The sequence below is a fragment of the Microbispora triticiradicis genome, from assembly GCF_005864065.1.
Classification (GTDB): Bacteria; Actinomycetota; Actinomycetes; order Streptosporangiales; family Streptosporangiaceae; genus Microbispora; species Microbispora triticiradicis.
In genome coordinates this window covers 139,266-150,526 of sequence record NZ_VANP01000014.1, presented here as the reverse complement: position 1 = coordinate 150,526, position 11,261 = coordinate 139,266, and the positions used below count along the sequence as shown (strand labels likewise).

11 protein-coding genes are annotated in these 11,261 nt (G+C 72.1%); 5 read left to right on the top strand and 6 right to left on the bottom strand.

Annotated features, from left to right (window positions below):
* Positions 1 to 15: 15 nt before the first annotated feature.
* Positions 16 to 414 carry a Rieske (2Fe-2S) protein gene (locus FED44_RS28870; protein WP_111701505.1) on the top strand — a complete coding sequence of 133 codons (399 nt, stop codon included), beginning with the start codon at positions 16 to 18 and terminating at the stop codon, positions 412 to 414.
* A 1-nt stretch (position 415) separates the two neighbouring features.
* Entirely contained in the window at positions 416 to 1,192 is a 777-nt protein-coding gene (locus tag FED44_RS28865; protein WP_111701506.1) for a cyclase family protein, read from the top strand.
* A 43-nt stretch (positions 1,193 to 1,235) separates the two neighbouring features.
* Here FED44_RS28865 and FED44_RS28860 read toward each other — a convergent pair whose 3' ends face one another.
* The 5 genes from FED44_RS28860 to FED44_RS28840 all read right to left on the bottom strand — a co-directional run bounded on the left by FED44_RS28860 (position 1,236) and on the right by FED44_RS28840 (position 6,780).
* On the bottom strand, positions 1,236 to 2,192 hold the full coding sequence (locus FED44_RS28860; protein WP_111701507.1) for a GNAT family N-acetyltransferase: 957 nt from the start codon (positions 2,190 to 2,192) through the stop codon (positions 1,236 to 1,238).
* Between the two features lie 67 nt (positions 2,193 to 2,259).
* Complete coding sequence (locus FED44_RS28855) at positions 2,260 to 3,276, bottom strand: aspartyl/asparaginyl beta-hydroxylase domain-containing protein (protein ID WP_138462684.1); 1,017 nt, start codon at positions 3,274 to 3,276, stop codon at positions 2,260 to 2,262.
* A gap of 61 nt (positions 3,277 to 3,337) precedes the next feature.
* Positions 3,338 to 4,645, bottom strand: coding sequence for an MFS transporter (locus tag FED44_RS28850; RefSeq protein WP_138462683.1), 1,308 nt, complete (start codon positions 4,643 to 4,645; stop codon positions 3,338 to 3,340).
* Positions 4,645 to 5,718 (bottom strand): GNAT family N-acetyltransferase, encoded by a 1,074-nt coding sequence (locus FED44_RS28845; RefSeq protein WP_138462682.1) that lies wholly within the window; start codon positions 5,716 to 5,718, stop codon positions 4,645 to 4,647. Before FED44_RS28845 ends, FED44_RS28850 begins: the two co-directional genes overlap by 1 nt.
* Before the next feature lie 150 nt (positions 5,719 to 5,868).
* Positions 5,869 to 6,780 carry an SDR family oxidoreductase gene (locus FED44_RS28840; RefSeq protein ID WP_138462681.1) on the bottom strand — a complete coding sequence of 304 codons (912 nt, stop codon included), beginning with the start codon at positions 6,778 to 6,780 and terminating at the stop codon, positions 5,869 to 5,871.
* A 166-nt stretch (positions 6,781 to 6,946) separates the two neighbouring features.
* Between FED44_RS28840 and FED44_RS28835 the strand changes: the two genes are divergently transcribed.
* Positions 6,947 to 8,605, top strand: coding sequence for an acyl-CoA mutase large subunit family protein (locus FED44_RS28835; RefSeq protein WP_167521624.1), 1,659 nt, complete (start codon positions 6,947 to 6,949; stop codon positions 8,603 to 8,605).
* On the top strand, positions 8,590 to 8,991 hold the full coding sequence (locus FED44_RS28830) for a cobalamin B12-binding domain-containing protein (RefSeq protein WP_165900744.1): 402 nt from the start codon (positions 8,590 to 8,592) through the stop codon (positions 8,989 to 8,991). Before FED44_RS28835 ends, FED44_RS28830 begins: the two co-directional genes overlap by 16 nt.
* 203 nt (positions 8,992 to 9,194) lie before the next feature.
* On the opposite strand, the gene FED44_RS28825 is transcribed toward FED44_RS28830, so the two are convergent.
* Positions 9,195 to 10,001, bottom strand: a complete 807-nt coding sequence (locus FED44_RS28825) for an arylamine N-acetyltransferase family protein (protein ID WP_111701513.1) — start codon at positions 9,999 to 10,001, stop codon at positions 9,195 to 9,197.
* Between the two features lie 170 nt (positions 10,002 to 10,171).
* Between FED44_RS28825 and FED44_RS28820 the strand changes: the two genes are divergently transcribed.
* Positions 10,172 to 11,056 carry an aminotransferase class I/II-fold pyridoxal phosphate-dependent enzyme gene (locus FED44_RS28820; RefSeq protein WP_111701514.1) on the top strand — a complete coding sequence of 295 codons (885 nt, stop codon included), beginning with the start codon at positions 10,172 to 10,174 and terminating at the stop codon, positions 11,054 to 11,056.
* The last annotated feature ends 205 nt before the right edge of the window (positions 11,057 to 11,261 follow it).

Genomic DNA, 11,261 nt, shown 5'->3' with positions numbered 1-11,261 from the left:
CCCCGGAGGTAACCGATGAGCCCTACCTACAGCCGACGCGCCGTACTCGCGGGGACGGGCGCGGCCGCCGCGGCCGCCGCGCTCTCCGGGTGCGAGGTCGCCCGTACGGCGGACGCGCCGCCGAGCGGCACCTCCCTCGGCCGGACCGGCGACGTGCCCGTCGGCGGCGGGCACGTGCTCTCCGATCTCGACGTCGTGGTGACGCAGCCGGAGGCCGGCACATTCAAGGCGTTCTCCGCGCTGTGCACCCACCGCGGCTGCCGGGTGGACGAGGTGTCGGACGGCGAGATCGTCTGCCCCTGCCACGTCAGCAGGTTCGCCATCACCGACGGATCGGTCACCTTCGGCCCGGCGGACCAGCCGCTGCCCGCCTTCAAGCTGAAGGTGTCCGGCGACGAGATCGTGGTGGCCTGACATGGGGCTGCTCACCGAGCTCGTCCACGCGATGCGCCGCGGCGTCGTCGAGGTCGTCGACCTGACCGCCCCTCTCTCCGAGCAGACGCCGATCATCAAGCTGCCGCCGGAGCGGGGCCAGCCGTGGCCGTTCTCCCGCGAGGTCATCAGCGACTACGACGCCGCCGGGCCCACCGTCTACTGGAACAACATCCGCCTGTCGGAGCACACCGGCACGCACTTCGACGCGCCCGTGCACTGGTTGTCGGGCAAGGGCACCCACGACGTGTCGGAGGTGCCGCCCGGGCGTCTCGTGGGGCCGGCCGTCGTGCTCGACTTCACCGCGGAGGCGGCGGGCGATCCCGACTTCCTGCTGCGCCGCGAACACGTCGAGCGCTGGCAGGAGAGCCACGGCGAGCTTCCGGAGGGCGGCTGGCTGCTCTACCGCACCGGCTGGGACGCCCGCCGCGAGGACCCCGCGCGGTTCCTCAACGAGGGGCACACGCCCGGCGTCGCACCGGAGTGCGCGCGCTGGCTGGCCGAGCAGACCCCGGTCATCGGCATCGGCGTGGAGACCGTGGGCACCGACGCCGGCCTCGCGGGCGAGTTCGCGGACCGTCCGTACCCGTGTCACTGGTACTTCCACGGCGCGGGGAAGTACGGCCTGACGCAGTTGCGCAACCTCTCTCTGCTGCCGCCCACCGGCGCCGTGCTGATGGTGGGGCCGCTGCCCATCGTGGGCGGCTCGGGCAGCCCCACCAGGGCGCTCGCCCTGGTGGAGCATCAGGGACCGGCCTGACGGCGCTCCCTCAAGGGACCAGGCGAGGGGGCCGGACGGGGATTCAGCCGATCCGCACCAGGCCGACGCCGGTGAGGAACGGCGCCCGGTACGGCCCCAGGTCCTGATCCGGGTCGGTGGTGTCCTCGCCGGTCAGCACGTCCAGGCGCAGCGGGGTGTCGAAGGTGATCTCGCCGGCTCCCGCGTCGTCGGCGATGGCGTACGAGATCAGCAGCGACGGCTCGGTGAGCGTGTCCAGGCGGAGCACCCGGGTGGCCTCGTCGGGGTCGTCCATCGTGCCGAACAACCGCGCCGGGATCGGGGTGAAGCCCAGCCGGCTCTTGAAGCGGAACAGCCCCGGCTTGGCGATGTGGCCGTAGAGCGCGGGGTCGGTGCCCAGGGAGACGCTCTGGTACCCCAGCTCGCGGGCCTTCGCAAACACCCGCATGTACATGGCGCGGACGATGCGGTGCTGCCGGCTGTCCTGGGTCGTCGTCACGAACCGGATCACCACGGTCGAGGCGTCGGCGCGCTTGCGGCACATGCAGCACCCCACGAGCGTGTCGTCCTCGAACGCCTGGACGGCGAAGTAGTCCTCGCGCATACCGAGGATCTCCTCGCGCTCCATGCTCGCGTACGGCACGCCGTGCCGCATGCCGCCGATGTGCGGCTCGTACAGCTTGAGGAAGTCGTCGAAGACGAGGTCGTCCACCGGGTCGGCCACGTCCATCCGGACGTCGCGCCCGGCCGCGTAGCGCAACCCGAGACGCACGTTGCGCCGCTCCTGCACCGACAGCCGGCTCAGGAACTCCTCCTCCGACGCGGCGACCGGGGCCATCCACGTGATCCACGAGGGGTGGACGGCGAAACCCGCGGCGCGCAGCCGCGGCCACGACTCCGGGGGCGGGTCCACGACCCGGACCAGGTCCAGCTCGCCCCGGTGGCGCTCCCAGTCACCGTTCTCGGCTTCGCCGACGTCGACCAGCCCAATCGTCAGGCCGTTCACCGTCTCGATCTTCACTGTCTCCTCCTGGGCCGGTCGTGACCGTCCCGCCGGGCCGCGCCGCCCGGCGGGACGGGACGACGGTTCACGCCGCGGACGGAATCCGCCGGGTCGCGGGGATCTCCAGCCGGCGCTCGGCCGTCCCCCTGCGGGTCCGCAGGATGACGGTCGGGGCCGCGCCGTCGGGCACGACCTGGATGGTGCGCTCCTCCGTCCAGCCGGTGAAGCGGAACTCGCCCTCGCCCACGTGGACGAGACCGAAGGTGGGCTCACCGTCCAGCGTCAGGACCAGGCGGTTACCGTCGTCGTCGCTGTTCACGGTCGCCGCGAGCTTCGGCTGGGGCAGCAGGAACTGGCCCTCCGCCTCCTCCCAGTCGGCGAAGGACGCGGGGATCTCGAACGCGCAGTGGTAGCGCTCGGGGTCGTCCAGCGGCGCCGTGGGACGGGCGTAGAGCACCTCGTCGGCGGACAGCGTCTCGAGGAAGTCCGGGGGGAACAGGCTCAGCGTCTCTGGTGTGATCAGCGTGTCGATGATCATGTGGATGCGCTTGTCCTGGCCGGTGTTGAGCACCTGGTGCCACCGGCCGAAGTCGCCGAACCAGAACGTGCCCGGCTGCCACCGGTGCTCCACCCCTTCGATGATCAGGGCGGCCCCGGGGTTGGTCGTGATCGGCACGTGCAGCCGCAGGTTCCCCCACGGGAAGCCGACCTTGGTGTCGAAGTGGACCTCGCCGATCGCGCCCGGCCCGAGCGCGAGCAACCGCACGCAGCGCAGGGGGGCCGGAACCGAGGCCAGGATCTCGGCGAAGTAGGGGGCCTGGGCGAGCCAGGGCGTGTCGGCGAACTCGTCCAGGCCCGCACCGCCGGGGTCGGTGCGCTCGGGACGGCCCGTCGGGCTGCGGAGCGGCAGCGCGCGCCAGTCGTAGGGCGCCCGCTCGGCCAGCCCGGCGGAGGTGAAGGTCTGCTGCAACGACCACTGGTGGTCGTCCAGGCGGTCCAGATCCTCGAGAAGCCGCGCGACGTCGAAGGTGGGCAGCAACCGGGCGGCCGCGGGATGACCGCAGACGATGGGTTCCAAGACCTGCTGGTGCGTGACACTCATGAGCTCGATCTCTCCGCATTCTGCTCGACAAGTCCGACGATCACTGTCACCCGAGCCGATATCAGGATGGTCTCTGCGAGGTCTCCTGCGCCGCCACCGCCGCCTCCGTGCTCTCGGGGGTCGGGGCGGTTCCGGTGGTCTCGGCGGTTCCGGCGGTCGCCGTGGGTTCGGCCGCCCGCGGGCCGCGGAACCGCCCGGACACCGCCGCCAGCCCCACCAGCGCGACCACGCAGAGCACGCCGAGCAGCAGGAAGGAGGTGGCGCCGGTCCAGCCGAACAGGGCGACACCGATGATCGGGCCGATCACGTTGCCGGAGTCGCCGATGAAACCGAACAGCCCGAACGCCTTCCCCTGACGGCTCATCGCCGAGCGAAGCTCGATGAGGCCCCGCCGTGCGGTCAGGTAGAGCACCGCGGCACCGGCCATGCACAGGACGAAGGACGCCGCGACCGGCACCACCTCCGCGCTCAGGGTCAGGCCCGCCAGGCCGAGTGCCATGAGCGTCATGCCGGCGCGGATCAGGGTCATCAGCCGCAGCCGCTCGGTGTAACGGCCGAGCGCCCAGGTGAACAGGGCGAAGGTGGCCAGGCCGACGGAGAAGACCACCGAGATCGTGCCGCGTACCGAGCCGTCCCGCCCGGCGCTCAGGTAGAGCGGCAGCATCGGCTCGAAGGCCGAGTAGATCACGTTGGCGAACAGGTCCAGCGCGCCCAGCGCGAGCACCCACAACCACCAGGGGCCCGCCGAGCCCGCGCCCGCGCCGTCCGCCGCCGGCGCGTCGTCCGCCTCGGCCTCCTCGGGCCCTTCCTCGCCGGACCGGGGAATCGCCTGGAACAGCCCGAAGGCGGTCACCGCCGTGACCGCGGCACCCGCGAAGAACAACGCCTCCAGCCCCAGCGGCGCGGCCACCCCGGTGACCAGCGGGCCGATGAGGAAGCCCGCCATCGCGGCGGTGCCGAAGTTGCCGATCAACCGGCTGCTCGACAGGCCGTACCGGCGGCACAGCAGGCCCATTCCCGCGTAGAGAGCGGGCGTCACGAGCCCCTCCCCCAGCCCCCAGCAGACGCGGCCCGCCAGCAGCGTCTGCGGGTCGCGGGCCACCGCCGTGATCACGATGCCGGCGGCGGCGATCAGCTGGGCGACGAACGCGACGTGCCCCGGCCGCCAGCGGTCCACCCACAGCCCGCCCAGCGGCTGGGACAGCGTCTTGGCCGCGGCGAACAGGGCGAAGGTCAGCGCGATCACCGTCGGGTCGGCTCCCGCGCGGTGCTGGAGCTCGGGCACGAACGGGATGAGCACGGTGTAGGAGGCGTTGACGCTCATGACCGCGATCAGCAGCAGCGCGGCACGCCTCCGGGCAGGCGTCATCAATGCGCCTCGATGTAGTCGAACAGCACCCAGTGCATGTGTGCGATGTCCACGCTGAGGTCGGGTTGCGGCCGCGGCGTGTAGACTAGGGCGTACAGGTTGGTCCCGGTCAGGCCGTGCCGCTCCTTGAAGCGGTAGTTGTCCCGGCCCCACTCGATGCGGCGCATGCCGTTCTCGTAGGCCCACCGGGTGCCGCCGTACATCAGCGCGATGTAGGTGCTGTATTCGTTCAGCGTCGCGTATTCGACCCCGCCGCACATGTACGTGACCTCGTCGCCGCGGCGGAACGCGAAGAACGCGCCGACGAGCCGATCGTCGAGCTTCGCGGTGAGCAGCATCGCCCCGGGCACGCGCAGCATGGAGTGCAGCGCCTCCTGGTCGAACAGCGCCGGCCAGTCGTTCTTGTCGCTCGTGTCGACGGTCAGCGGGTAGGCCGCAGGGACCAGGTCGTGCGCCGCGTCGCCCTCGACCATCTCGACGCGCAGCCCGCGCTCGGTTGCCCGGCGCAGCCGCCGCGCGACGTCCCGCCGGATCTTGTTCGGCAGGCGCTCGTGCACGTGGGCCTCGTAGTCGCGCGACATCTCGCAGGAGTACGTGCGCTCCAGCAGCACCCGGCCCGTCGGGGGGCCCACGGTGGCCACCCAGTCGGCCACGCCCGCCTTGGTGAGGTTGGGCACGACCAGCGTCTCCGCCTCGCCGTCGGCGATCCACTCCATCGCGGTGTCGTACGCGCCGCGGATCAGATCGGCGGACACCGGACCGCGCTTGCTGTACATCGAGTACGTCGACCCGGCGAAGATGATCGGGTTGCCGAACCTGCCCACCAGGTCGACCTGCACCTCGTACCCGTGCCAGAAGGGCGACCGGGTGGTGAGGTAGAGCGGCAGCACGGACGACCCGTCCGCGCCCTCGGGCCGGGTGTGGACGTAGGCGTGGCGCACGCGGTGCTCGATGGGGTTGTTCTCCCACTCGCGCAGCCACCCCTGGGAGTCGTAGAGGCAGCTTGCGATCACCTGGTCCGGCACGTGGTCGGACAGCGACCATCCGGAGGCGACATCGGTGAGCGTCGTCATACCGGTTCTTCCTCCTCAGCCCGGCCGTGTTTCGCCTTCGACGGCGACGTCTTCTTCCACGGCGACGCCCGCGAGTCGGAGCGCCGCCACACGCTAACGAGGGGGGCTCTCACCCCGGTCTCCCCGCCGCCGTCCGAGGCGGACGGACGGTCAGCGATATCCCGTCGTGTCGGCCGGCAGGCCGCGGTCCTGCACCTCGACCAGGTAGCGCCACGCGTCCGGCTGACTGCCGTCGACGTCGGTGAAGTCGTAGACCTTCGCGAGCTGCCCGCTGGACAGCGACTGGCCGTTCCAGCGCGCCACCTCGGGGTCGCCGGCCAGCGCCGCGACGGCGCGCCCCACGTACGCGGGGGTCTCGGAGATGGCGAAGTGCGGGGAGAACTTCGTGGCGTCACGCCAGTTCTCCTCGCTGACGCCGAACTGCTCCAGCATGAACTCCGAGCGCAGCCATCCGGGGGTGAGCAGCACGGCCGTGCAGCCGAACGACTTCAGCTCGTGCGCCAGCGCGAAGGCGATGCGGCTGACCGCGCCCTTGGCCACGTCGTAGAAGAAGGAGACCCGGTAGTTGGCGGCGTTGTACTCGTCGGTGCCGTCGGTCACCTCCACCACCAGGCCGCCCGGGTTCTTGATCAGCAGAGGCAGCGCGAAGTGGCTGGTGATCGCGTGGGTGTCCACGGCCAGGCGGAGCTGGTGGAGCCCGTACTCCAGGTCCGACTCCCAGACCGGCTTGTCCCACTCCATCTTGGTCGCGCCCCAGATGTCGTTGACCAGGACGTGCAGGGCGCCCTGCTCCTTCTCGATGCGGGCGACCAGCGCCCGCACCTCGTCGGGCACGAGGTGGTCCACCCGCACCGGGATACCGTGGCCGCCGGCCGCGTCCACCAGGGCCGCGGTCTCCTCGATGGTCTCCGGCCGGTCCATCTCCGAGCGCCCGGATCCGCTCGACCGCCCGGTGCAGTAGACGGTCGCGCCCGCGGCGCCCAGTTCGACCGCTATGCCTCTGCCCGCTCCTCGGGTCGCTCCGGCGACCAGCGCGACCTTGCCCGTCAAGGATCCAGTCATGGAGCAAACCGTACGACGAGGTCGGCCCCGGCAAGGGGGAATGACCCCTAGTCTGTCAGGTCCGGTGCGGGTGCCCGCCACACGCCCTCTCACCTGCGACTCCGGCCGATCTCGGGACGGTCTCGGCGATTGGTCACCCCCGCGCGCACCTGTCAGCCTCGGCCTCATGGACGGCGTGATGGAGCAGCCGGCGGAGGACGCGCGGATCCGTTCGGCGAGCGGCGTGCCGTTGCCGGAGGTCGCGGTCCCCGGTACGGCGCAGCGGGACCCCGTGGACCCCGCCCGCGGACCGGACGGCGGACCGGACGACCGGCTTGGCCTGCCCGGCGGGTTCCCGTACACCCGCGGCATCCGTCCGGGGATGTACCGCGAACGTCCCTGGACCATCCGGCAGCTCGCCGGGTTCGGCACCGCCCAGGAGACCAACGCCCGCTACCGGATGCTGCTCGACGGCGGGGCCACCGGGATCAACGGCGTCTTCGACTATCCCAGCCTGCGGGCCTTCGACTCCGACGACCCCAGGGCCGGGGCCGACGTCGGCCGCGGCGGCGTCGCCGTGGACCTGCGCGGCGACTTCGACACGCTCTTCGACGGCATCCCGCTGGACGAGGTGAGCGTCTCCCTGGTCTCCTCCCAGCCCATCGGGGCGGTGCCCCACCTCGCCATGTACGTGCGGTCGGCCGAGCGGCGCGGCTTCGCGCCCGCCCGCCTCGCGGGCACCAGCCAGAACGACTTCCTGATGGAGACGGCGATCACCATCGCGCCCGAGGCGCTGCCGCCCGCCGGGTCCTTCCGGCTGGCGTGCGACCTGGCCGAGTTCGCGCTGCGTACGATGCCGCGCTGGAACCCCGTCAGCGTGAGCGGCTACAACTACCGCGAGGCCGGCGCGGACGCGGTCCTGGAGATGGCCCTGTGCCTGGCCCACGGGCAGGCCGTCGTACGGGCGCTGCTCGACCGCGGTTTCGCCGCCGAGCCGGTCCTGGCCCGGGTCACCTTCTTCCTCAGCGCCCACAGCGACTTCTTCGAGGAGGTCGCGAAGTATCGCGCGCTGCGCCGCATGTGGGCGCACTGGGTGCGCGACGAGCTCGGCGTCCGCGACCCGCGGGCGCAGCTGCTGCGCTACCACGTGCAGACGTCGGGGGTCACCAACAGCGCCCGCCACGCGCACGTCAACATCGCGAGGAGCGCCCTGCAGGGCCTCGCCGCGGTGTGCGGCGGCACCCAGTCACTGCACGTCAACGGGTACGACGAGGCGGTGTGCATCCCGAGCGAGCACGCCGCGCTGACCGCGCTGCGCACGCAGTACGTGCTGCTGCACGAGACCGGGGTGGCGAAGGTCGCCGACCCGCTCGGCGGCAGCTACCTCGTGGAGTACCTCACCGACGAGCTTGAGGAGCGCGCGCGGCGCGTCCTGGAGCGCATCGGGGAGCTCGGCGGGATCGTGGCCGCGACCGAGCGGGGATGGGTGCACGCGGAGCTCGCACGGACCGCCTTCGCCGACCAGAAGGCGATCGAGAACGGCGAGCGGCTGGTCGTCGGCGTCAACACGCAACTCGACGGCGACGCCGAGGAGCTGGACCGCTTCGAGCTGCCGGAAGGCAGCCTCGAACGGCAGGTGGCCGCCCTGGAGCGGGCGCGGTCCCGCCGCGACCGGGAGGCGGCCGGCGTCGCCCTGAAGCTGGTCGCCCGCGCCTGCCGGGACGGTGAGAACGTCATGCCGGCGGTCCTCGACGCGGTCGACGCGGATGTCACGTTGGGCGAGCTCGGCCGGGTGTTCCGCGACGAGCTGGGACGATGGGAGTTCCCGTTGTGGCAGGAGTGCTGAGCGGCCGCAAGGGCGTCGTGGCGAAGCTGGGGATGGACGCCCACTGGCGGGGCGCCATCGTGGTGTGCAACGGGCTGCGGGAGGCCGGGATGGACGTGGTCTATCTCGGGCACACCACCCCCGCGGACCTCGTGGCCGCCGTCCGCCGGGAGCGGCCCGACCTGGTGGGGCTGTCCTCTCTGACGGGCAACCACCTGCAGGAGTGCCGTCGCCTGATGAGCGCCCTGGACGCCGAAGGGCTGGGGGATCTGCGGGTGGTCGTCGGCGGCACGATCCCGGCCGAGGACCGGGACACGCTGCTGGCCCTGGGCGTGGACGGCATCTTCGGCACCGGCAGCCGCCTCGACGTCATCGTCGACGACGTCGCCGCCCTGCTCGGCCACTGAGCTCGACCACCTCGACCACCGAGCTCAACCACGAAGCCCCGCCACCGAGCTCTACCACCGCACTCTGCCACGGGGCTCTGCAACCGAGCCGGTGGCGCTCCCCGGCGCCCCGGGGCCTCGCGGGTCGCGTCGCGTACGCCGGGCGCCGGGGGTGGCGACCGCGCGAGGCCTTGGGGTTGCGCTCAAGCGCTTCAGGTCGCGCTTCAGGCGTTGAGGGACTCCGTCGTCGCGAAGCGCTCGGCGTAGCAGGCTCCCGGCGACCGGTCCAGGTCGATGCCGAAGATGTCGCGGTAGGCCGCCACGACCGCCTGCTCGTCCTCCAGCGTCACCTCCGTCGTACGGCCGCCCGACGTCGTAATCAGCCGGTTGCCGTGCAGCGTCACCCGGCCGTCGGGGGTGCTGAGCGAGCAGAGGTCCATCGCGTTCCAGAACGACTCGGGCGACACCTGGTGCCAGTCCCAGGACGGCACGAAGTCGCGCAGCCGCCGGGGGTGCGCCTCGACCCGGTAGCGCGGGCTGCCGTCGCAGTACACATCGAGGTCCCCGTGGCCGGCCTCGACCACCCGGAACTCGCCGCCGGGGTCGCGCTGCGGCTCGTCGGTGTCCATGCGCAGCGGGAACACGTTGAACTGGCCGAACCCCACGTCCACCAGCCAGGGGCCGTCCAGGTCGACCCGCAGGACGAGGTGGTCGAGCGGGAAGACGGGCGTGCCGTCCTCCTCGAACACCGCCGCCGCCAGCAGCGTGACCTCGTACCCGATCTCGCGCAGCAGCGCGGCGAAGGCGCCGTTGAGCTCGTAGCACCCGCCGCCGCGGCGCAGCCGTACGAGCTTGTCGAGGAACACGTCCTCGTCCAGCGTGACCGGCGTGCCGAGACGGGTGTAGATGTTCTCCCACGGCACGTGGTAGAGGTGCCGCTGGTGCAGCTCACGCAACGTGTCGAGGTCGGCCGCGCGCGGCGCCGGCGCGCCGATGCGGTCGAGATAGGCTCGCATCATCCGCTGGTCCATGCGTTCGATCGTGCCATCGCGCGCGCGCCGAAGGCGGCCCGCGAGAGCCGTCCGAGACCACGCGGAGGCGGGTCTGAGGCCGCGGCGGCGGTGAGACCACCCTGATAGCGCGCTCGGCTACGGTGCGAACAGCCCTGTTGGCCCCTGTGGTCCTTGGCAGGAGGACGACCATGCGCACCTTGTCCTGTTCCGGCCCGGACCTGGCCGGGCGGATCGCCCGGCGCCACTTCGTCGGGCAGGACAGGGTCGCCGTCGCCGCGGACGCCGACGAGCTGATCCGCCTGCTCGCCGCCTCGCGCCGCGCCGATCCCCGGCCCGTCGTGATCAACGCGCAGACGCGGCGCGGGCACGCCGACAGCCTGCGCGCCGCCGGGGTGCCGTTCGTGGAACTGCCCCTGCGCGACTACCGGATCTGCGCCGAGGAGCTGTGCGCGCGGATGGCGCGCGGCGCCGGCATGGTCATCGTGGCCAACCCGCACGATCCCACGGGCGGAGTGCTCGGCGCGGATGCCGTACGGTCGCTCTGCGCCGCGGCCCGGCGGTACGGCACGCTCGTCGTGTTCGACGAGTCGAGCGCGGAGTTCGCGCTGGGCCCGGATTTCACCTCCGCCCGGTGGGGCGCGCGGTACGGGACCGACGTCTGCGTGCTGCGGACCTACGGGTCGCCGGGGTTCGGCTATCTGATCGGGGCTCCCGCGGTGGTGGGGCGTCTGGCCGCGCCGCGTCCGCCCGCCGCCCCGCCCTCCCACGACATGGTCCTGCTGGAACGCCTCCGCGCCGCCAACCGGTCCGCCCGGGAGTCGCTGTGCCGGGGGCTGGCGGAACTGGGCGTCGAGTTCCTCCCCTCCGCCGCCGACTTCGTGCTCGTCCGGCTGCCCGGGGTGGCGTCGCGGGTCGCGGACGAGCTGCGGGCGGGCGGCCACGCCTGGGCCGCCGACATGGCTCCCATCGGGCTGCGCGACCACCTGCGCGTGCCGGTCGGGCGGGAGGACGACGTGGCCGCGCTCCTCCGGCGGCTCCGGACGATCCTGGCCGCCTTCCCGGCCCCGGGTTGATCACGCGCTTCCCCCGCTACGGCGAGCGTGCTGAAACTTTCTCCGTATTCCGGTCAGAGCATCGCGCCCTCGGCGCCTTTCACTCGTACCGGAGATTTCGTCATTTCGCCTGTCAACGGCCCCGGACGAGGCAAGATCGCTCCTCGGCGCCGTGACGGGCACGCATGAGTTCATTGACCGACATCTTGGGTTCACCTATCGTTCC